We start from the raw sequence: 20,362 nt of genomic DNA on the forward strand, positions 1-20,362 counted from the left end.
AACATGGTGGTCGACCAGGCAGTGAAGGGCAGGTGGGCGCCCTATGCGGTTGCGCTTTTCATGGTTCTCGCCCTCTTCATGGTTCGTTACGCCGTCGATGACCTGGTGCCACGTTCCGCGGTTGCCTTGATCTTTGTCCCGGCGGTGCTGGTTGCGTCCATGCTTGGCGGCCTGTTGCCCGGCATTTTCGCGACCCTGATCGCCACCCCGGCAGTCTTCTATTTCCTTGCCGTTGGCTCCGAACTCCCTTTGGCGCTCGGCGTCAATGTCGGCCTGTTCGTGCTGGTGGGCGCGATCGTGGCCTGGCTTGGCGGCATGCTGCACCGATCGGTGCGAGGGCAAGCGGAGACGCTGGCATCGTTGCAGACGCGCGAGGCTCACCTGCAGTCGGTTCTCGACACCGTTCCCGACGCCACCGTGGTGATCGAGACGGATGGCACGATGACATCCTTCAACAAGGCCGCCGTACGGCAGTTCGGCTACCAACCGGCAGAGGCGATCGGCCAGAACGTCAGGATGCTTATGCCGGCTCCCTATCGCGAGCAGCACGATGGCTATCTCCATCGTTACCTCACCACCGGCGAGAAGCGCATCATCGGCGTCGATCGGGTCGTGGTTGGGCGACGCAAGGACGGATCGACCTTCCCGATGACCCTCGCGGTGGGTGAGACGCGGATCGCAGACAAGCGCTACTTCACTGGCTTCATTCGCGACCTGACCGAACGACAGGAGATCGCCGCACAGCTCGAATCGGCGCAAGGCGAACTGGCCCGCATGGCCCGCATCAACGAACTGGGGGAGATGGCCTCGACGCTGGCTCACGAACTCAACCAGCCACTCTCGTCGATCGCCAACTATGTCCAAGGCTGCGCCATCATGCTGGACAAGGTGGGTGAGGAATACGCGGTCAAGATGCGCGGTGCGCTGATGGAGGCGGCCAAGCAATCCCTGCGCGCCGGTGACATCATCCGCCACTTGCGCGAGTTCGTCACCCGCGGGGATACCGAGCGTCGGCCGGAGGACATGAGGAAACTGGTCGAAGAGGCGGGAGCCCTGGCCCTGATGGGGTCACGCGAACGCGGCGTCATCTCGCATTTCGAGTTCGGTCCTGGCGACAGTATGGTTGTTGTCGATCGCGTGCAGATCCAGCAGGTGCTCATCAACCTGATGCGAAACGCCGCCGAAGCGATGAAGGACAGCGAAACCAAGAACCTGACAGTAACGACCTGGGAGGCCGATCAGCGGCTGCATGTCGAGGTGGCAGACACCGGCCCCGGCATTTCAGAGGAGGTGTCCGCCCGCCTGTTTCAGCCCTTCGTGACCACGAAGGCGGGCGGCATGGGGGTAGGCCTGTCGATTTCGCAGCGCATTATCGGGTCACATGGAGGAGAGATTTCGGTATCGCGCAACGACGCGGGCGGTGCGACCTTCTCGTTCAGCCTTCCCACCATGAAGGAGATGCAAGGTGAATAGCGCAAACGTGGTGGTGCACATCGTCGATGACGAAGAGTCGGTGCGCAGCTCGCTGGCATTTCTGTTGGACGTGTCTGGGTTCGCCGTCCGAACGCATGCCACGGCCCAGTCCTTTCTCGATGTGGCCGGAGGCATCCACAACGGCTGCCTGGTGACTGATCTCAGAATGCCCGATATCGACGGGGTGGAACTGCTTCGCCGGCTCCGCGCCTCCGGTCACACGATGCCGTCCATCGTCGTCACCGGGCACGGCGACGTGCAGATGGCAGTAGAAGCCATGAAGAATGGCGCCATCGACTTCATCGAAAAGCCATTCAGCAATGAGACGATTATCGAGTCGATTCGCCGCGCCGTCGACCTCGCGACCTCTCAGGTCGACGCCGAGCAAGTCCGGGAACGCGTGCGGGATCGGCTTAACAGTCTCAGCGAGCGTGAGCGGCAGGTGCTGAAGGGCGTGGTCGATGGCCTGCCCAACAAGCTCATAGCAGCCGAGTTGGGCATCAGCCCGCGCACGGTCGAAGTCTATCGCGCTGCCCTGATGGGCAAGATGCAGGCACGAAGCCTGGCCGAGCTGGTGAGGATGGTCATGGATATCGACCTGTCCGCCCCGAACGGTGTGCAGGGAGCGGCTTGATCTAGCGCAATCAGCAGCGCACTGGCACACCCTAATGTTCAGATGCATCGGCGCGTTCGATGCGGAAAGAACACTAGATGGCCCACCTGCTCGTCGTTGCGCCAGCCCCAGTCCTTCGGAACTCGCTTCGGTTCGCTCTCGAGGCGGAAGGCCATGACGTGACAGCGGCTGCCTCGCTGCACCAGGTGGATCGGGCCTCATTATCCTTCGACTGCGCAGTTATCGACCATCATGCGCTCGATGAAGCCGGCTCCGACAGCGGAAGGATTTTGGCGCAGTTCGAGCCGGTCGTGTTCCTGGCCAACAGCGCGGCGCATCCGCTGGCCGCCTCGAGCTTTCGAACAGTCACCAAGCCAACCCTGGGGTCGGCGCTGTCGGATGCCGTAAGGGCGGCGATCGCGGCACGGGACGCCACCTAGTAGAATCCCTAGTACACCGACCGGAATTTCGCGCCGCGGCCAGTTGAGCGAGGCTGAGACATCCAAGACCGAGGTGTCGAGATGTCCACGTTACCCGTATTTCTTCCCAGCTCGTCTATTCCAGCCGTGCGGCACGCAACCGAGCTGAGACCCGGCGCCGTGGCAAAGGCCGAGGCCGGTCCGGTGACGTTCTATCCGACCGATTCGACGATCTTCGCGCAGGGCGACAAAGCCGGGTCGGTGTACCTGGTCGAGTTTGGCACCGTGCGTATTTGCCGGGTGACCAGCGATGGCCGGCGCCAGATCAACAGCTTCCACTTCGCCGGCGATGTCTTCGGCTTCGAGGCGGGCGACGAGCGCCAGTGCTATGCCGAGAGCGTCGACGGCGCCGGCATTCGTGTGGTGCACACCGACGCGTCCGGAGTGCCGGCCCATCGATTGCTGCAGCTTGCTCTCACCAGCTTCGCCAGCGCTCAGCACCACCTGCTGCGGTTGGGGCGGATGAATGCGGTCGAGAAGCTTGCGTCCTTCCTGCTCGATCTCCTGGATCGCCAGGAGTCAGACAACGTCGTCGCGCTGCAGATGCAGCGCTGTGACATTGCCGACTATCTCGGCCTTACCTTCGAGACAGTCTCGCGCGTGCTGCGCAGTCTCAAGGATGGCGGGATCATCAAGGTGCCCTCGATCGATCGCGTCGAGATTGTGGATACGGCAGCCCTGGCCGCGCTGAGCGATTGACCCGTCGGGCCCGATTACTCGGGCCTGACGGCAACCACCTGGAACGTGTGCATGTGACCGTCGTCCTCGCGCACCGAAACATACTCGCCGGGCACGAAGCTTTCCTCGGTGAGACGAAACCCCACCTCGTCATCGAGATCGCTGCGGTCGTCGTAGTCGAAACTCCAGCGGCCGCCTGGCCCGCGGCGTATCCGGCCGTGCTGATCGTCCTCGCCCGGACGGAAGCGGCGAACGCGGCAGGCATTGCGCACCTTGTCCCACGCCGCCAGGTCGATCCGTCCGGCGTCCGTCAGGGGAAGGTAGAGGTAGTATCCGTGGTTGCGATCGCCATGTGGATGTTCGGGTTCGCGAGCCAGCTCGAGGGTGATGCGGGAAATCCTGGGCATTGCAGTTTGCTCCATTGAACGGTGTCCAAGTGAACAGCATCGGTGCACGCCGCCGTTGAGCTAAATCAAGCGACGTCCCGCGCAGCTTGAGCCAGGTCAAAGCGCCCTCTCGTCACATCGGGTCCAGTGGCTCATCGGAACTTCAGGAGCTGACAATGAGCTATGATTTTGAAGGCAAGGTCGCCCTCGTCACCGGCGCCGCGTCGGGGATCGGCGCAGCAATCGCCCGCGCTTTGGCCGCCGATGGCGCCAAGGTGCTGGTGGCGGATCTCGATGCCCAGGGAGCCGAAGATATTGCCCGCGCCATCCAGGCATCGGGCGGCACGGCTCGGGCGCTCGAGGTCAATGTCGCCGATGCCGTCGAGGTTGAAGCAATGGTCGAGGCCGCCAGATCGACGTTCGGCGGGCTGCACCTGGCCGTGAACAATGCCGGCATCGGCGGGCCGGCCGCCCCCACGGGCGAGTACCCGCTCGACGGCTGGCACAAGGTCATCGACGTCAACCTCAACGGGGTCTTTTACGGCATGCGCTATCAGCTGCCGGCCATCGTCGCATCGGGGGGAGGCGCCATTGTCAACATGGCGTCGATCCTCGGGAGTGTCGGCTTTGCCACGGCTTCGGCCTATGTGGCCGCAAAGCATGCCGTCGTCGGCCTGACCAAGGTCGCGGCGATCGAGTACGCCAAGCACGGCGTCCGCATCAACGCCATCGGCCCCGGCTTCATCGATACACCGCTCCTGTCCAAGCATCTCGACGAGGCGGCGCTCACCGTCATCCGCGGCCTGCATCCGGTCGGACGGCTGGGGACTTCCGAGGAGGTGGCGGCGCTCACCTCGTTCCTGCTCTCGGACGAAGCGTCCTTCGTTACCGGAAGTTACCACCTCGTCGATGGCGGGTACGTGGCGCAATAAGCCGGGCGGGCCGGATCGCTCCGGCCCTCCCTTCACTTCAACTGCTGGTCGGCGGGGTATCGTCTGGATCGGCGGAGGGCGTGCCGGGCGGGTTGGTCCGCACGATCTCCAGCTTCACCTTGCTCAGCAGCCCGGCAATCGCCGCGATGACTGCCACCCAAGGGGCGGCAAGCGCCACCACGCCGCCCGCCACGGCGCCGGCCGTCAGCGGCACCGACAGATACACGTCCCCCTGCTCGGACCGGATCTCCAGTTTGCGTACATTTCCTTCCGCCAGCAGCCGGTTGACCTCGTCAACCAGATGGTGTCCGGCCACCTCGATCTCTTCGGTGAACGTCTTCCAGGAACTCTTGGCTTCGTCGCTCATGACCAACCTCCATTTCTAATGGGTGCAGCATGCCGATCCGGGCAGCTCGCGCCTTGATCCTGCTCAAGCGATGCGGACGGCAGCTTCAGCCTCTTCGAGAAACGCTTCGATGGCGGCGTCGACAAAACCCGGTCGCTCCATCGGCAACAGGTGCGACGCCTTCGGCACCAGCCGCGCATCGACATTGGGAAGCAAGAGCCGCGCCCGCTCCAGTGCCGCGGTTGCATCGTAGAGCGGTTCACTTTCCCCGATCAGGACCAGGGTGGGCATCCTGACCGACGTCAGTTCATCGTCGGACAGTGGGGTGGGAAACAGCACGTGGGTTCGCACATGCGCCGAGACGGCGTCCATCAGGGCAACGAAGGTTTCGTCCAGCTCGTAGCCGCGATGCACCTGCGCCCCGAGCACTTGCCGGGCCGGTGGACGAAACGGCAGCTTTTCGGCAAGCCACAGGAACAGGCGTGCATACCAGTGGAAGGGGTAGAGGCCGGATGCCGGCGAAAGGAGGATGATCGGGCCGGTGGCGGACGGACGGTTGACCGCGAGCTGCAGTGCCAGCCAGCCGCCATACGAGTGACCTGCGACCGCAGGACGTTCGAGGCCCAGGGCGTGGAAGCACTCCACCAGCCAATCGGCATAGTCAGCGCCCGACCGCGGCATCCTGGTCAAGGTGCTGCGACCGGCGTCACCGACCACGTCGAAGGCGAAGACCCGATGGTGTCGGCACAGCATGCCGACGATCGGAAACCAGGCTGTTGCACTCACTGAAACCGGCGGCAGCAGCACCAGCGGCGGAAGCCCGCGATCTCCCACCTCGATGACATTGGTGCTCCCCAGGCCCGTATCGAAAGAGCGGAGGGATGGCCGCGGCCATCGCCGCAGCATCTCGTCGTAGGCAGCAAGATAGGCGGTTCGGTCCCCAGGTGTGCGGAAGATACTGGGCATGCGGGCCTCCTTCTCGCGGCGCCGGTCCTTCCGTGATGGTCGCGCCAATCGACGGCCGGTCGTTTGACTTCGGTCAAATCAGGTCCGTCCGACGGGGCCTACAAGCAGATCGACAAAGCGCAGGAGGGGCAGATGAGACCCGACCAGCCCGCAGCATCGGAGCGTTCGATGCCACCCGTGGCACCGCCGGTCCCGACGACCGACCATCACGGCCGCCCATTTGTCTACGTCGTTCGTTTTTGCGGAACAGAGCGGTCTTCGGTCGCTTCGGCGATCCGACAGGCAATCGGAGTGCTCGACAATTTCCTGGAGCGGCTGGGCGCAGGGGAGTCGCACGAGCTTGTCGTCATCTACCGCAACAGGCTGCCGGGCGCCGTGACCTTGCAGGTTGGCTTCCCGGTGGCGCCGCGCATCGCCGATGCCGCCGCCGGCGAGGTGTTCGCCGGTTTCACGCCGGCCGGCCCGATGGTCGAAGTGCTGCCGGGCGGCGAGCTCGAGGAGGTCCTCGATATCGGCGCACAGCTGCCCGAAGGCCACGCTTCAGTCTGCTGGCAAACCTTCCGCCCTGCCGATTTCAGGCCGTGGCGCGAGCATCCGTCGGCCGCCGTTCTGGTCCCGGCCGAGCTCGCTGGCCGGGTCACCCGGCACAACCCCTCGTAAATCCACCGGAGGTCGAAATGTACTCCTTCGTCAGACTGCTCGCCCTTTCGCTGCTGCTGTTGCCGCTCCAGGCGCTGGCTCAGGACGGTGCCCGCCTCTCCTTTGGTGGTGATCAGTTCACCGCCGGCCAGTCCGCGCTGGTCGACACAGCAGTGGCACGCGACGTGTTTGCCGCAGGTTACGATGTCGCGGTGCGTGCTCCGGTCAGCGGCGACGCCCATCTGGCGGGGTTCAACGTCTCGCAGGTCGCCGATGTCGCGGGGGACCTCTACGCCGCGGGCTTCACGGTCACGGTTGCCGGTAACGTTGGGGGCGATGTGACCGCCATGGGCAACACTGTGTCGTTGGCCGCGTCGCAGCCGGTGGCCGGCAACCTGCGAGCGGTAGGCCAGACGGTCACGATATCGTCAGGGATCGACGGCGCCGCCCTGATCAGCGCGCAAACCGCGACACTCGGCTCAGTGGTCAAGGGCGACCTGAACTTTATCGGCGAGAACCTGGCTTTCGGTCCGGGCGCCCGGGTGGATGGCAAGGTGACGATACGCGCGCCACGACCGATTGAGGTGCCTGCATCGGTGGCCGCTGGCGACCGTGTGACATACGAGCAGCTGGTAAGCCCTGACTATGCCTCGGAAGCGGGCAAGACCGCCGAGCATGCCGTGCGCAGCATCTGGCCAGCGGTGTGGGGCGTCGGTCTATGGTGGCTGATGCTGCTGGTCATCGGCGTGCTCGCCATTACCCTTCTGCCACGGCTGGTCCAGTCGCTGCAATCGGTCGGGGCGGCGCGTCCGCTGCGCCGTATCGGGGTGGGGCTCGTGGCCTTCGCCGCCGTCATCGGCCTCGTACCGGTACTGGTGCTGACGATCTTCGGAATCTTCCTGGTGCCGTTTGCTTTGCTGTTCGTCGTGCTGGCCTGTGCCCTGGCCCACCTGACGGGAACCTATCTGGTCGGTGTGCGCGTGGCCCGGGCGCTGACGTCGGTCGACAGCAACCTCACGCGGGTCGGCGTTCTCGCCGTTTCGATCGTGGTCGTGGGCCTGCTGGGAATGATCCCGGTCATCGGCTGGCTGCTCACCCTCGTCCTGCTCTGGCTCGGCTTTGGCGCCATGGCGGCCCTCATGATGAGCCGGCAGGCCGGAGCGGATCGCCCGGCCATGGCAGCCGCCGCCCAGACCCCGGAAGCAATCTGAGGAGAATTGTTCGATGTCCCTAAGCTTCTTCCTGCCGCTCAGCACCTACCCCGACCCCACCCCCACCGACAGCCTGGTGCGGGCGTTCGACATGGCCGCAGCGATGGGAGGAGAGGTGACCGCCCTGGTTCACGAGGTCGACATCGGTGAGGTTCAGAACGTCCTGGCGGATGCACTGGTCAATATCTCCGGAATGATCGCTGCCGCCGAAGCGCGCAGCCACGCGGCGGCCAAACCGCTGATCGACGAGGTCAACCATCTTGCCCATCGGTTTCAGATCGGGGTGACTGTGCGCACCGTGAGGAGCCGACCCGAGGTCGCTGCCGCGCTCTTCGCTGAGCGCGCCAGGACCTTCGACTGCTCGCTGCTCATGCCGTTGGCGAGCAGCGACGACCAGGCGATGGTCGCAGAGGCCGTCCTGTTCGGATCCGGCGGGCCGGCATGGCTGTTCCCGGCGGGCGAATTCACCTCCCATCTGGCGTCAGCGGCGGTCGCCTGGGATGGCAGCCGGGCTGCGGCAAGAGCCGTGCGCGACGCCCTGCCGGTCCTCTCGGTGGTCAAGCATGTGACCATCCTTTGTGCAACGGATGACAAGCCGGTCGAGCCCGCATCCGTCGGCGCACTGCAGGACTTTCTGCGGCATCACGACGTCGCGGCTGAGGTCCACCTGTTCAATCGCTCGGAGCGCGGCATTGGCGAGGCGCTTCAGCAGGCAGCCGTCGACAGCGGTGCAGGTCTGCTGGTCATGGGGGCGTACGGACACAGTCGCATCCGCGAGTTCGTGCTCGGCGGCGCCACGAGGACCGTGCTGGCCAATCGGCGCCTGCCGATCTTCATGTCGCACTGAAGAAAGCACGGCGATTGCAGAGCGATGCAAGGCCGATCTCCGCAACGATCACGTTCTTCGTCGGGCTGATCGGGGTGTTGACCCTAGTGGCAGCGGCCTCGCCGTTCGTCTTCACGGCGGGGAACGGGCCGGTGGAGCATTTGGCCGTAACGGGAAAGCTGATCAAGCTCTATGGCTACGGGCCATATCGAAACATGCCTGCCGATGTCGCTGTCCAAGGGCTGGCCCAGGATGCCGTAACCCTGTGCTTGGGCGTCCCGACATTGTTTGCAGCGCTTTGGATGGCGCGACGGGGTGCGCGGTTAGGCTACCTGCTGTTGGTCGGAAGCATCGGGTACCTCTTCGTGCAGTATGTGCTCTACCTCGCAATGGCCACTTACAACGAGCTGTTCCTGCTCTGGGTCGTGCTGGTCTTGCTGCTCTTTCAGATTCTGCTGCGTCTTCTGGCGTCGGGCGGCCAGGAGGTTTCGGGATGGCCTTCCCCACCAAACGGCGTGCGGCCCTATGTGGGAGGCTTTCTCATCGTCAATGGGGCGTTGATCGCCCTGCTGTGGCTGAGCGTCATCGTGCCACCGCTCGTCAGCGGGAGCCTCTACCCCGATGGGCTGGCCCACCTGACGACGATGGTGGTGCAGGGGTTCGACCTCGCGATCTTTCTCCCGGTCTCGCTCGTGGCTGGCTATGGCTATCTGCGCGGAACGTCGGCCGGCCGGCTGCTTGCCCCTGCCTATGCAGTCTTTCTCACACTGCAAATGACTGCTCTGCTGGCCAAGATCGGCTGGATGGCAACCGTCGGCGTCTCGGCAGGACCGGCCTTGCTGATCGTTCCGGTGCTGCTGGCGGGTTCGCTGGCTGCAGCATCATTGGCGCTCGCGGCGGTGTCCCCCAAGCGCTCGGTTTGAGCTGAGTCAAAGCGGTAGACGGCTCCCACGCTAGCATAGCTCCCGAACATGCCTGAGGAGCATCAGATGCGTGAAGATCACAAGCTGCAGGCCGCCGTCCAGTCGCGTCTCGACCTGGATCCCTCAATCAACTCCAGCCATATAGGTGTCGCGGCCCGGCAGGGGATCGTAACCCTCTCGGGGCACGTGGGCACTCTGCTCGAACGCTCCGCCGCCGAACGCGCCGCGGGCCAGGTGAAGGGCGTGCGTGTGGTCATCAACGAGCTCTCCGTCGAGCTGGCGGGCATCAGCCGGACGTCCGACGAGCAGATTGCCGAGCGCGCCTATGCCCGTTTGGCCTCCAACGTATCGGTACCGCTGAGCCGGCTCCACCTTGCCGTCATGGACGGCACGGTCACGCTGCATGGCGATGTCGACTGGCCGTTCCAACTGCAGGCGGCGATCGACGATCTGGAATTGCTCGAAGGGGTGCGCGAGATCCGGAGCGACGCCCAGATCCGGCCGCCCGTTAGCGCCGACCAGGTGCAGGAGAAGATCAAGCTGGCTTTGGCGCGGGTCGCCCCGCTCGATGCCGAACGCATCGACGTGACCGCCAATGGCAGCGAGGTCACGCTCTCCGGCCAGGTGACGTCTTGGCACGAGAAGGGACTGGCAGAGAGCACGGCTTGGTGCGTGCCCGGCGTGTCCCAGGTCACCAACCAGATCACCGTTCTCTAGGAGACCCCCAATGAGCTTTCACGCCTGCGTCTGGCTCGACCAGCGTCACGCCAAGATTTTTCACATCGGCGCGATGACGGCCGACATGCAGTCGCTGACCGACGACCGTCCCGAGCATCATTTGCACCGAAAGGCTGACCACGTTGGCGAGGGCACCATCGAGATGGATCACGAACTGATGCGGGAGATAGCCGAGAACCTCGCAAGTGCCGAGGCCATCCTGATCATGGGCCCCGGCAAGGCCAAGACGACATTCAAGAGCTATCTCGACGAACACTTCCCCGAGCTCGCGCACCGGGTATGGGATGTGCGGGCCAGCGACCATCCGACGGACGCCCAGATCGTTGCCGAGGCGCGGTTGTGGTTTCGAGCACAGGATCGCATGCACTAGGAGCCAATGATGGAAGCGGACCAGGCCCGGCATCGCAATCATCTGCTGTCGCCTCGCATTTCTGCTGACGAGGCGATTGCCTGGCATCTGAGGCATGTCGCCAATTGCGGCTGTCAGGCCATACCCGAGGACGTGATGGCGGAACTGCATCACCATGCGATCGTACTGCCGCGGGGCTATGAGCGGCGCTGGGCCGCGATCGGCAGCCTGGGAGGACCGGCTGCGCCGGAATTCGTCACGGCGGTGGCTTCGGCGGCCGAGGCGCTTCGTCAGTCGGGGCTGCGGCTATGAGACTCAATCGCGAGTGGCACCTGGCGCATCCGATGCCCAGAAATGCAACGCTCGAGCAGCGGCTCGAGTGGCACGCGGAACATGCGGTCAACTGCGGCTGTCGCGAAATGCCGCCCGGCATCCGCAAGGAACTCGAGGCGCGAGGACTGGTCGGACCGACGCCGCGCAGCCTGCGCTAGGCCAGATCAACGGCTCGCCTGGTTCAGGCGATCTGCAACCCAACTGCCGATCTTTGCCGCCGACATGGCTCCCGATACGCGGCCGATTTCCTTGCCTGACTTGAACAGCAGCAATGTGGGGATGCTGCGGATGGCAAGCTTGGCAGAGAGTGCCTGTTCGGCATCGGAGTCGAGCTTGACGAAGCGGGCGGTCGGCTCGCCGGCGGCAGCGGCCCGCTCATATTCCGGCGCCATCGCCCGGCACGGTCCGCACCAGGCAGCCCACACGTCGACAACCACGGGAATGGTGCCCTTCTCGACCTGCCGCATCAGCATCGTCCCATCGACCTCCCTCGGTCGTCCCGTGAACAGCAGCTTGCCGCAACTGCCGCACTTGGCCTCTACGGCCGGGCGCCCGACGGGCAACCGGTTGATGGCGCCGCACTCGAGGCAGACTGCTCGAAGTTCCTCTGGCATGTAAGTGGCTCAGGATCTGTCCGGGTTGTCGACATAGACGTGACTGGCTTCGTCCCACAGGATACGTCCGGAGCGGGTGAGGAGTTCCAGGATGCCGGCGGCGATCATGTCGCGGTGCTCTGGGGCGAGCTCAGCGCCCAGGCCGAGCGCCTCGCCTATCGAAGACAGGCTCAAGCCCCTGGGGTGGCGCGTCAGCAGGTTGACGACTGAGTCTTCGATGTATTTCAGACCAAGTTGGGCCTGTTCACGGTGGTCGAGGTCGTTCATGTGCTGATCCTCAGGCTGCTGATCGTTTTGCCGCTTCGGCCGCGGCGACATGATGTTTGACGGCCACGAAGCTGTCGGGGCTGACGGAGATGGAATCGATTCCGCACTCGACGAGGAAACGGGCGAATTCGGGATGGTCGCTCGGCGCCTGGCCGCACAGCCCGATCCGGGCTCCGGCCTTGTGCGCTTCGGTGATCACGTTGCCGATCATCCATTTGACCGCCGGATCCCGCTCATCGAACAGGCCAGACAATTCCGCGGAATCCCGATCCACTCCCAGGGTAAGCTGGGTCAGGTCGTTTGAGCCGATCGAGAAGCCGTCGAAGCGACGGGCGAACTGCGCGGCCAGCACGACATTGGACGGTACTTCGCACATCACATAGACCTGCAGGCCATCCTTGCCACGTTTCAGGCCGTGCTCGGCCATCACTTCGAGCACTCGGTCGGCTTCGGCGATCGAGCGGCAGAACGGGATCATGACTATGACATTGTCGAACCCGAGCGTGCTCCTCAGCCGGGCGATCGCCTGGCACTCGAGGGCAAAGCCCTCCCTGTACTGCGCGGAATAGTAACGCGAGGCGCCACGGAAGCCGATCATCGGGTTCTCTTCCATGGGTTCGAACCCCGCACCGCCGATCAGACCCGCATATTCGTTGGTCTTGAAGTCGCTCATCCGGATGATGACCGGCTTGGGCCAGGCCGAGGCCGCGATCCGGGCGAGCCCGCGGGAGAGCTGATCAACGAAGAATTCCGGCTTGCTGTCATAACCGGCGGTGAGCCGCTCGATGTCCTGTCGCGCCTGCTCGTCGCGCAGCTCATCGAAGCGGACCAGCGCCATCGGATGAATGCGGATCGCGTTGCTGATGACGAACTCCATGCGCGCCAGGCCGACACCGTCGGCCGGCAGGCGCCACCAGCGGAACGCCGCGCCCGGATTGGCAAGGTTCAGCATGACGCGGGTGGTGCTTTGAGGCAGGTGCTCGAGGTCGAGCGTCTGGATGTCGATCTGAGCCGAACCCTCGTAGATGGCGCCTTCGTCCCCTTCGGCGCAACTGACGGTGACGTCCTGACCGCTATGCAGCAGTTCGGTGGCGTTGCCCGTGCCGACGATCGCCGGCAAACCGAGTTCGCGGCTGACGATCGCCGCATGCGATGTCCGCCCGCCATGGTCGGTGACGATCGCTGCGGCCCGTTTCATGATCGGAACCCAATCGGGATCGGTGGTCGAGGTCACCAGCACCGAGCCGTCGACGAACTGCGCAATATCGGCCGCGCTGTCGAGCAGGCAAACGGGCGCGCTCACCGCGGCATCGCCGATCGCGAGGCCGGCCAGCAGTCGGCGGCCATGCTGCTGCACCCGGTAGGATTTCATCGCGCCGGCCTCGCGCCGGGCCTGCACCGTTTCCGGCCGGGCCTGTACGATGAACATCTCGCCCGTGGCGCCATCCTTGGCCCATTCCATGTCCATCGGGCAGGCATAGTGCTGTTCGATGGCGACGGCCCATTTGGCGAGCGTGACGATCTCTTCGTCGGCAAGGACGAAGGCGGCGCGCTCCGCTTTCGATGTCGGCACGTTGCGGGTCGGCGTCTCGCCGCCGGAATAGACCATCTTGATGGTCTTGGCGCCTCTCGTCTTTTCGATGATCGGCACCACTTCGGGGCGATCGAGGAACGGCTTGAAGACCACGTACTCGTCGGGGTCAACGGCTCCCTGGACGACGTTTTCGCCCAGGCCCCAGGCGCCGTTGATCAGCACCACCTTGTCGAAGCCGGTTTCGGTGTCGATCGAGAACATCACGCCCGAACTGCCCAGATCCGACCGCACCATGCGTTGCACGCCGATCGACAGGGCAACCTTCATATGATCGAACCCCTTTGCCTTGCGATAGCTGATCGCCCGGTCGGTGAACAGCGACGCAAAGCAGCGCCGGCAGGCCGCGAGCAGCGCAGCCTCGCCCCGGATGTTGAGGAAGGTTTCCTGCTGGCCGGCAAAGCTCGCGTCGGGCAGGTCCTCGGCGGTGGCGCTCGAGCGGACTGCGACGTCGATGTCGCCTCCGCCACCGCGCCGGCATAGCTCGCGATAGGCCGACCGGATCGCTTCGGCGGTGGTCTGGGGCCAACTCGCCTTGAGGATCAGGCTCCGGATGGCGTCGCCCGTTTCAGCCAGGCTGGCGCGCTGCTCCTCCCAGGCGGCCAGGTGGCCGGCGATCCGGCTCCTCAGATCGTTGGCCTCGATGAAGTGCCAATAGGCCTCGGCGGTGGTTGCGAAGCCGGGTGGCACCTGGATGCCCTTTGCCACGAGGGCCTGCACCATCTCACCCAACGAGGCGTTCTTGCCCCCCACCCGTCCGACATCGGTGCGGCGAAGCATTTCGAACCAGGCGATCTGATTGACGTGTTGCGACATCGGCGGTGCTCCAGTTGGGCGGGGCTCTGCAGGCCCGGTCGTCGGGGATGCTGGCCCTGCTGAAGCGCCGGGTTCTTGATCCGCGTCAAACGGATGGCCGGATGATCCAGATCAAACGCACCGGCCCCAAGCGGCGCCATGTTGCGTCGAGACGAAACAGGGAGGTCCCAGATGGTCGAGCATTCACGTCAGGCATTGGTCGGCGCTTTCGGCGCCAGGTATGTCAGCCTGGCCATCGCCGACATCGACGAGCTGTCGGTGTCCAATTTCGCACTTCTCAGTACCGCCGATTTCGAGCAGCCGATGCAGGCCGTCGAGCGCTATCTCGCGTCCGTGCCCCGTTGCCCCAACAAGGTATCGCTTGCCCTGGCGGGAACCGTGGAGGGGGACGCGGCGACTTTCACCTACCGAAACTGGAAGCTGAGCCGCAACGATGTGCGGGCTGCAACGCGGGCGGACCACGTTTGCCTCATCAACGATGTCGAGGCGAGTGCGCTGGTGCTGCCGAACCTCTCGGCATACGACCTGCACGAGCTGCATGCCGGGACTCCCGTCCCCTACGGCAACAAGGCAGTACTGATGTCTGGTGCCGCTGTAGGCATTGCCGGGCTCGTCCGTGCCGACAAAGACTGGGTACCGGTTGTCGGCGAGGGCGGCTTCCTGCGCTTCGTGCCGACCGACGACGACCTGGCCGAACTGGGGGACGGTTTTCTCGCCGAGCCCTACATCGCCTGCGACGACGTCTTCACCGGAGCCGGGCTCGCTGCGCTCTACCAGGCGCTTGCCAGCAAGGCGAAGGTGAAGGGCAAGTCCAGCGGCGCCAAGCAGATTGCGGCCTTTGGTTTGTCGGGCGAGGATCCGCTAGCCACTCGCGCCCTGCAGATCATGGCGACCTGGCTGGGGCGCGTGGCAGGCGACATCGCGCTCCTCTATGGCGCCCGCGGTGGCCTCTACATGGGCGGCGGCCTCATCGCCAACATCATCCCGGCACTCCAGACCGGGCATTTTCGCGAGGCCTTCGAAAGCCGGGGCGATCGTTCCGCCTATGTCGCCAGGCTTCCGGTCAAGGTGATCAAGACTGCAGCGGACGCCGGCCTGCGCGGGGCCGCCATCGCTATGGCTCGTTCGCTGCCGTCACACGCGCTTGCCCCCCGACCGACCGCCCGGGCGGCCTACTGACGGAGCCATGACATGCAGCTCACCGACGCGGTACGCGAGGTGCTCAGCTGGTACGATGGCGAGCGGCCGGGCGTGAAAGCCAATCTCGCCCGCATGCTCATGCATGGGGATACCGGCGGCAGCGGTCGGCTGGTCATCCTGCCGGTCGACCAGGGCTTCGAGCACGGACCAGCTGCAAGCTTTGCAGCCAATCGGGTCGGATATGATCCGCGCTATCACTTCGAACTCGCCATCGAGGCAGGGGTCAGTGCGCTGGCGGCGCCGCTCGGGTTCCTGACGGTGGGCGCCGACCGCTATGCCGGCGCGGTGCCGCTCATCCTCAAGGCCAACAACGCGAATGGGCTTGGCGCGATCAAGGACGAAGCGGTCACCGCGACGGTGCGCGACGCCTTGGAGCTCGGCTGCAGCGCCATCGGCTACACCATCTATCCCGGCTCGGATCGTCAGTACGAGATGTTCGAAGAGGTGAGGGCTGGGGCCGCCGAAGCCAGGGCGCACGGCCTCGTCGTCGTCATCTGGGCCTATCCACGCGGCGGCACGCTCTCCCATGAGGGCGAGACGGCAGTCGACGTGGTGGCCTACGGCGCGCAGATTGCCGCACAACTGGGGGCACATATCATCAAGGTGAAGCCCCCCACCGATCGCCTCGAAACAACCCAGGCCAGGCTGGCTTGCGAGGGCGCGAACTATAACCTGTCGACGCTTGAGCAGCGCGTCGCCCATGTTCTCGAGGCGGCGTTCGCGGGGCGCCGCCTGGTGGTGTTCTCCGGCGGTCCGGCCAAGGGCATCGATGCCGTTCTGGCAGAGATCACGGCTATCGCCGCCGGCGGCGGGCACGGTTCGATCGTAGGCCGGAACAGCTTTCAGCGGCCGCGCGGCGAGGCGCTGACGATGCTCCGCAAGGTTGCCGCGATCCACGTGGCCGCCGCAAGGACGGGGGCCGGTTCATGACCCAGTTGCCCATCCTGACGGTCACCCTCAATCCGGCGCTCGATCTGACGACCACGGTTCCGCGGCTCGAACCGCAGCACAAGCTGAGATGTGGGCCGGCAATCCTGCATCCGGGCGGTGGTGGCGCAAATGTCTCGCGGGCGATCCGCGAACTGGGCGGCAGCAGCCGCGCCTTTGTCGCACTTGGGGGACACACCGGCCATGAGTACAGCGACCTGCTGCGCTCTGCCGGTGTCGACTGTATCAACTACGCGCTGACAGGCGAGACGCGCACGTCAATGACTGTGATGGAGGAGGAAACCGGGCTCCACTATCGCTTCGTGCTGCCCGGCCCGGTGCAGGACCCGCGACAGGGCGAGGAGATACTCGCCGAACTCGGTCGCATCATTGCGGGTGGCGTCGGTTACGTGGTGGCGAGCGGCAGTCTGCTGCCCGGTATCGCAGAGGATTTCTATGCCCGCCTCGGCGACGTTGTCCGCTGGAACAATGCAAAGCTGATCCTCGACACGCATGGCGCCGCCTTGCAGCACGGCCTCGCCGGACGTCCGTTCCTGATCCGGCTCAACCAGCTGGAAGCGGAGGAACTGGCGACGGAGTCCCCGACGCGTGGCGATCCGGCTGCTGTCGCAGCGCAACTGGTTGCGGCGGGGGTGGCCGATGTCGCCGTGTTTGCCATGGGTGAACGCGGCTCGCTCGTTACCACTCGCGACGGCCAGTTCAGCATCGCGCCGCCCGAGGTGCAGGTGCACAGCATGGTCGGCGCCGGTGACAGTTATGTCGCGGCATTGACCCTGGCCCTGGCGCGCGGCTGGTCGCTCGAATCCGCCAACCGCTTCGGCGTCGCCGCGGCAGCCTCCGCCGTCACGCGCGAAGCCACCCAGCTGTGCGAGCGCACGAGCACCGAGCGGTTCTACAACGAGACCGGCAAGGTCACCTATATCAGCCAGGCCGCCGCGCCGGCCGCTTCGGGCGTGTGAGGGCGCCGTTCAGAAATGATCTGGATCAAGCCGGCCGCGAGAACGTGCCGCTAGGTTGGGCCAAACAACAGGAGGTCATCATGGCCGATCCGGTCATTGTCGAACTGACGCCCAGACCCTTCGCTTACATCAGCCTGCGCTCGACGCTGCCGCAAATGGCTGCGACCATTGGGCAGGGGTTCGCCACCCTGGGCCAGATGTTTAGGGTGGCGAAGGCGGCGATGGCAGGCAACCCATTGGCCCACTACACCGACTTCGATGCGACATCGGCCAGTTTCGAGCTCGGGTTCCCGGTGCTGGAAAACGACGTTCCGGCGCTGCGTGCGGCCGGTCTCTCCATCGGAAACACTCCTGCCGGCAAGAACATGACGGCGACCCATGTCGGCCCCTACGACACCGTATCCAGGACCTATGACCTGATGACCACGGCCATGAAGGCCCGGAAGCTCTCGCCCGGCAAGGACATGTGGGAGAGCTACCTCAGCCCGCCGGATACGCCGCCGGAGCAGATCCGCACCGATGTGATCTGGCCCGTCGAAGCGGCGAAGTAGCGTCGATCAGGCGCGGCCGTGTGTCGACGTTCGATGAGCGGCACGAGGGGATGGCGAGATGGTTTCGCGCAGGGCGCTCTTGGGGTTGGGGGTACTCGGAGCAGGGCTTGCCGCAACCGGCGGAGCCGTCGCGGTCGCCTATGGCAGCGAGCTCGCCAAAGCCAACGCCCTCGTGGCTCCCGACCTGAGCCTGCTGGTCCCCTCGCGCTTTGGCGCGCTCGAGTATGCCGAAGCGGGAAGCGGAGCGCCGCTTCTCCTGGTGCACGGCACCGGCGGCGGGTTTGACCAGGGATTGTTCTTTGCCCGTCGCTTCAGCGAGGCAGGTTATCGCGTGATCGCCCCGTCGCGCTTCGGTTACCTGCGCTCTGCATTCCCCGATGATCCGTCATCGGATAACCAGGCGGACGCCTTTGTCGATCTGCTCGATGCACTCGGCATTGAAAGGATCGCGATCGCCGGCGGGTCGGCCGGCGCCTTGTCTGCATTGGCGTTCGCCATCCGGCATCCGACTCGCTGTGCCGCCCTGCTGCCGCTGGTCCCGGCGAGCTATGTTCCGCGCAACACGCCGGTCCAGTCGGTACCGCCCGATCAGATGCGCATGGCGATGGCGGCGCTCCGGTCGGATTTCCTGTTCTGGCTGGCCATCACGACACTGCCGGACCTGCTGACCGAAGCCCTGCTTGCCACGAGGCCTGCCCTGGTCAAGGCGGCCGGGCCGGAAGAACAGGCGAGGGCACGGCAAATTCTGCACTCGATCCTGCCTGTGAGCCGGCGGGCCGACGGCTTGCTGAACGACGCGCTGCTGGCTGGCAACCCGGCGCCGATGGCGCTCGAAACGATTACCGCGCCGACCCTGGCCGTCTCATACCAGGACGATGGTTTCGGAACCGCAGCAGCAGCCCGCTACATCGGGGAACGTGTCCCCGGAGCAAAAGTGCATGTCTATGCCGACGGCGGACACATCGGCATCGGGCACGATGCCGAGAGCTTTGTGCTGATCGATGGCTTCCTCAAGCAGATCGGCTACGCATGATCGGACGTTTTGGCTGCCAGAGCGCACGCCCCGGGACCTAGCTCCCTCGCCGATTGTCGCCCTTGAACGTTGCGTCGCGTCGACGCCGATCGGGTCCGAAATAGGTGGGCGAGGTTACGACTGGCCGCGGCCGGCTCAGCACCTGTTCCACCCGAACGGCAAGGATTGCCGGACTGACGGGTTTGCGGATGAAATCCGTCACCCCGGCGTCGCGAGCCAACACGATGCTACGCTGCGTGGCGTCCGAGAACATCATCACGATCGGCGTGTAGCGACCCTTTTGCGCTTCGGTGGTCCTGATGCCGCGAACCAGCGCCGCCCCGTTCAAAGCCTCTGGATGATCGCCGAGGAAGGCAAGGCCGAAGCTGCCGTGGCCGATTTGCTCGGTGAAGGCGCTGACGTTTTCTGCAACGGTGATCTGCCGGAAACCTGCCATCCGGAGCATGCTGGCCAGCAGGTCGGAGGCGTGCCGCGTGCTGTCGCAGACGAGCACGCGGACCGTCTTTGATGCATGCGAGCTCATCGCGCATCACCCTGGTGGCCGGCCGTGGCGTCGTCGGCCTGAACCACGCAGTTTCGCCCCTTCGCCTTGGCGGCATAGAGGCAACGGTCGGCAGCAGCCATCAGTTCGTCCCCGGGCCTGCCGCGACGATGGAGCGCCACCCCAAAGGATGCAGTGACCCTCCCCAGCTGCTGTCCCGTAGCTCGGCTGACCAGCGCCTTGGCCTGGATGGCCAAACGGATCGCTTCGGCGAGCTTTTCCGCGTCCATCGCCGCGGTGCGAGGCAGCAGGAGGGCGAATTCCTCGCCGCCGATTCTGGCGAGGCAATCCTGCCCCTTGACGTTGGCAGCAAGCGTCGTCGCCACGAGCCGAAGGACCTGGTCGCCGACCAGGTGTCCGAACCTGTCGTTGAACTGCTTGAAGTGATCGATATCCGCCATCACCAACACGAGCGGAGCGCCGCTACGATCAGCGTCTTCGATCTCGGCCATCAAGCGCCGTTCGAAGGCGCGGCGGTTGGATACGCCGGTGAGTGGATCGATCATGGCTTCGCGGCGCATGGCCGCCAGGTCGCTGCTGAGTGCATTGATGCGGTTGTTGGCGATCGACAGGCGCGAGCGCAGTTCCTCGCCTTCGCTGACCATCCGCGAGTTCCGGTTCTGCAACGCGTCGGTCAACTGCTGCAGGCCGTCCGGATCGAGCCCGCCCGAAAGCTGCTGCGAGGCTTCCGCAAGAGTATCCGCATAGATGGCGACTGATCCCAACGCCGATCCCAGCGCCGCTTCGGTATCCGCGATGGCGCCGGATACGCCCATCGAGACCTGCTCCAGCTTGTCGGCCGGCATCTCACCGGCGATAAACTCGGTGTACAGCCGGTCCAGCGCATTGGTGAGCGGTGCCGTGCCCTTGGCCAACAGCTCCTGCACGCGCGCAGTGAGGGCTGGGCGAGTTCCGGACGCCGAGACATGGAAGACCTCGTAGTAGCGAGG

The 20,362-nt window shown here is 65.0% G+C and carries 26 protein-coding genes; 18 read left to right on the plus strand and 8 right to left on the minus strand.

Features of this window, described 5'->3' with window-relative positions; all coding sequences use genetic code 11:
* The first annotated feature begins 3 nt into the window (after positions 1 to 3).
* The 4 genes from VGV07_RS12940 (at position 4) to VGV07_RS12955 (ending at position 3,264) form a co-directional block, all read left to right on the plus strand.
* Entirely contained in the window at positions 4 to 1,473 is a 1,470-nt protein-coding gene (locus VGV07_RS12940) for a PAS domain S-box protein (RefSeq protein ID WP_326869119.1), read from the plus strand.
* A complete protein-coding gene (gene fixJ, locus VGV07_RS12945; RefSeq protein ID WP_326869120.1) occupies positions 1,466 to 2,107 on the plus strand; it encodes a response regulator FixJ in 642 nt (213 codons plus the stop codon). Before VGV07_RS12940 ends, fixJ begins: the two co-directional genes overlap by 8 nt.
* 77 nt (positions 2,108 to 2,184) lie before the next feature.
* Positions 2,185 to 2,526 carry a DNA-binding response regulator gene (locus VGV07_RS12950; RefSeq protein ID WP_326869121.1) on the plus strand — a complete coding sequence of 114 codons (342 nt, stop codon included), beginning with the start codon at positions 2,185 to 2,187 and terminating at the stop codon, positions 2,524 to 2,526.
* Between the two features lie 159 nt (positions 2,527 to 2,685).
* Positions 2,686 to 3,264, plus strand: coding sequence for a helix-turn-helix domain-containing protein (locus tag VGV07_RS12955; RefSeq protein ID WP_326869122.1), 579 nt, complete (start codon positions 2,686 to 2,688; stop codon positions 3,262 to 3,264).
* A 14-nt stretch (positions 3,265 to 3,278) separates the two neighbouring features.
* On the opposite strand, the gene VGV07_RS12960 is transcribed toward VGV07_RS12955, so the two are convergent.
* Positions 3,279 to 3,650: a hypothetical protein gene (locus tag VGV07_RS12960; RefSeq protein WP_326869123.1), complete on the minus strand. Its 372-nt coding sequence runs from the start codon at positions 3,648 to 3,650 to the stop codon at positions 3,279 to 3,281.
* 155 nt (positions 3,651 to 3,805) lie between these two features.
* Here VGV07_RS12960 and VGV07_RS12965 point away from each other — a divergent pair, with 155 nt between their 5' ends.
* Positions 3,806 to 4,561: an SDR family NAD(P)-dependent oxidoreductase gene (locus VGV07_RS12965; RefSeq protein ID WP_326869124.1), complete on the plus strand. Its 756-nt coding sequence runs from the start codon at positions 3,806 to 3,808 to the stop codon at positions 4,559 to 4,561.
* Between the two features lie 37 nt (positions 4,562 to 4,598).
* Here VGV07_RS12965 and VGV07_RS12970 read toward each other — a convergent pair whose 3' ends face one another.
* On the minus strand, positions 4,599 to 4,928 hold the full coding sequence (locus tag VGV07_RS12970; protein WP_326869125.1) for a DUF4342 domain-containing protein: 330 nt from the start codon (positions 4,926 to 4,928) through the stop codon (positions 4,599 to 4,601).
* Between the two features lie 63 nt (positions 4,929 to 4,991).
* Positions 4,992 to 5,873, minus strand: coding sequence for an alpha/beta hydrolase (locus VGV07_RS12975; RefSeq protein ID WP_326869126.1), 882 nt, complete (start codon positions 5,871 to 5,873; stop codon positions 4,992 to 4,994).
* Positions 5,874 to 6,164: 291 nt separating this feature from the next.
* Between VGV07_RS12975 and VGV07_RS12980 the strand changes: the two genes are divergently transcribed.
* The 8 genes from VGV07_RS12980 to VGV07_RS13015 all read left to right on the plus strand — a co-directional run bounded on the left by VGV07_RS12980 (position 6,165) and on the right by VGV07_RS13015 (position 11,050).
* A complete protein-coding gene (locus VGV07_RS12980; protein WP_326869127.1) occupies positions 6,165 to 6,533 on the plus strand; it encodes a hypothetical protein in 369 nt (122 codons plus the stop codon).
* A gap of 17 nt (positions 6,534 to 6,550) precedes the next feature.
* A complete protein-coding gene (locus VGV07_RS12985; protein ID WP_326869128.1) occupies positions 6,551 to 7,723 on the plus strand; it encodes a hypothetical protein in 1,173 nt (390 codons plus the stop codon).
* Positions 7,724 to 7,736: 13 nt separating this feature from the next.
* A complete protein-coding gene (locus VGV07_RS12990; protein ID WP_326869129.1) occupies positions 7,737 to 8,570 on the plus strand; it encodes a universal stress protein in 834 nt (277 codons plus the stop codon).
* Between the two features lie 14 nt (positions 8,571 to 8,584).
* Positions 8,585 to 9,472: a hypothetical protein gene (locus tag VGV07_RS12995; protein ID WP_326869130.1), complete on the plus strand. Its 888-nt coding sequence runs from the start codon at positions 8,585 to 8,587 to the stop codon at positions 9,470 to 9,472.
* A 66-nt stretch (positions 9,473 to 9,538) separates the two neighbouring features.
* A complete protein-coding gene (locus VGV07_RS13000) occupies positions 9,539 to 10,189 on the plus strand; it encodes a BON domain-containing protein (protein WP_326869131.1) in 651 nt (216 codons plus the stop codon).
* A 10-nt stretch (positions 10,190 to 10,199) separates the two neighbouring features.
* Positions 10,200 to 10,580: a translational machinery protein gene (locus VGV07_RS13005; protein WP_326869132.1), complete on the plus strand. Its 381-nt coding sequence runs from the start codon at positions 10,200 to 10,202 to the stop codon at positions 10,578 to 10,580.
* A 9-nt stretch (positions 10,581 to 10,589) separates the two neighbouring features.
* A complete protein-coding gene (locus tag VGV07_RS13010) occupies positions 10,590 to 10,871 on the plus strand; it encodes a hypothetical protein (RefSeq protein WP_326869133.1) in 282 nt (93 codons plus the stop codon).
* Positions 10,872 to 10,903: 32 nt separating this feature from the next.
* The gene (locus VGV07_RS13015) at positions 10,904 to 11,050 is read left to right on the plus strand and encodes a hypothetical protein (protein ID WP_326869134.1); all 147 of its coding nucleotides are present in this window, start codon (positions 10,904 to 10,906) and stop codon (positions 11,048 to 11,050) included.
* A gap of 6 nt (positions 11,051 to 11,056) precedes the next feature.
* Here VGV07_RS13015 and trxC read toward each other — a convergent pair whose 3' ends face one another.
* From trxC to ppsA, 3 genes are read right to left on the minus strand one after another with little or no spacing between them, the layout of a single operon-like run.
* A complete protein-coding gene (gene trxC, locus VGV07_RS13020) occupies positions 11,057 to 11,506 on the minus strand; it encodes a thioredoxin TrxC (RefSeq protein ID WP_326869135.1) in 450 nt (149 codons plus the stop codon).
* A gap of 9 nt (positions 11,507 to 11,515) precedes the next feature.
* Positions 11,516 to 11,773, minus strand: a complete 258-nt coding sequence (locus VGV07_RS13025; protein WP_326869136.1) for a hypothetical protein — start codon at positions 11,771 to 11,773, stop codon at positions 11,516 to 11,518.
* A gap of 10 nt (positions 11,774 to 11,783) precedes the next feature.
* Complete coding sequence (gene ppsA, locus VGV07_RS13030; protein ID WP_326869137.1) at positions 11,784 to 14,180, minus strand: phosphoenolpyruvate synthase; 2,397 nt, start codon at positions 14,178 to 14,180, stop codon at positions 11,784 to 11,786.
* 171 nt (positions 14,181 to 14,351) lie between these two features.
* Here ppsA and VGV07_RS13035 point away from each other — a divergent pair, with 171 nt between their 5' ends.
* From VGV07_RS13035 to VGV07_RS13055, 5 genes are all read left to right on the plus strand, one after another.
* A complete protein-coding gene (locus tag VGV07_RS13035) occupies positions 14,352 to 15,359 on the plus strand; it encodes a glucokinase (RefSeq protein ID WP_326869138.1) in 1,008 nt (335 codons plus the stop codon).
* Between the two features lie 12 nt (positions 15,360 to 15,371).
* Positions 15,372 to 16,310, plus strand: a complete 939-nt coding sequence (locus tag VGV07_RS13040; RefSeq protein WP_326869139.1) for a class I fructose-bisphosphate aldolase — start codon at positions 15,372 to 15,374, stop codon at positions 16,308 to 16,310.
* On the plus strand, positions 16,307 to 17,287 hold the full coding sequence (locus tag VGV07_RS13045; RefSeq protein WP_326869140.1) for a 1-phosphofructokinase family hexose kinase: 981 nt from the start codon (positions 16,307 to 16,309) through the stop codon (positions 17,285 to 17,287). Before VGV07_RS13040 ends, VGV07_RS13045 begins: the two co-directional genes overlap by 4 nt.
* Positions 17,288 to 17,367: 80 nt before the next feature.
* Positions 17,368 to 17,838 carry a GyrI-like domain-containing protein gene (locus VGV07_RS13050; RefSeq protein ID WP_326869141.1) on the plus strand — a complete coding sequence of 157 codons (471 nt, stop codon included), beginning with the start codon at positions 17,368 to 17,370 and terminating at the stop codon, positions 17,836 to 17,838.
* A gap of 58 nt (positions 17,839 to 17,896) precedes the next feature.
* Positions 17,897 to 18,871: an alpha/beta hydrolase gene (locus VGV07_RS13055; protein ID WP_326869142.1), complete on the plus strand. Its 975-nt coding sequence runs from the start codon at positions 17,897 to 17,899 to the stop codon at positions 18,869 to 18,871.
* Between the two features lie 37 nt (positions 18,872 to 18,908).
* Here the strand turns inward: VGV07_RS13055 and VGV07_RS13060 are convergent, their stop codons facing one another.
* Positions 18,909 to 19,364 carry a response regulator gene (locus VGV07_RS13060; protein ID WP_326869143.1) on the minus strand — a complete coding sequence of 152 codons (456 nt, stop codon included), beginning with the start codon at positions 19,362 to 19,364 and terminating at the stop codon, positions 18,909 to 18,911.
* Positions 19,365 to 19,390: 26 nt separating this feature from the next.
* Positions 19,391 to 20,287, minus strand: coding sequence for a GGDEF domain-containing protein (locus VGV07_RS13065; RefSeq protein WP_326869144.1), 897 nt, complete (start codon positions 20,285 to 20,287; stop codon positions 19,391 to 19,393).
* Between the last annotated feature and the right edge of the window lie 75 nt (positions 20,288 to 20,362).

Origin of the sequence: Devosia sp. (assembly GCF_035944845.1) — a bacterium.
Classification (GTDB): Bacteria; Pseudomonadota; Alphaproteobacteria; order Rhizobiales; family Devosiaceae; genus Devosia_A.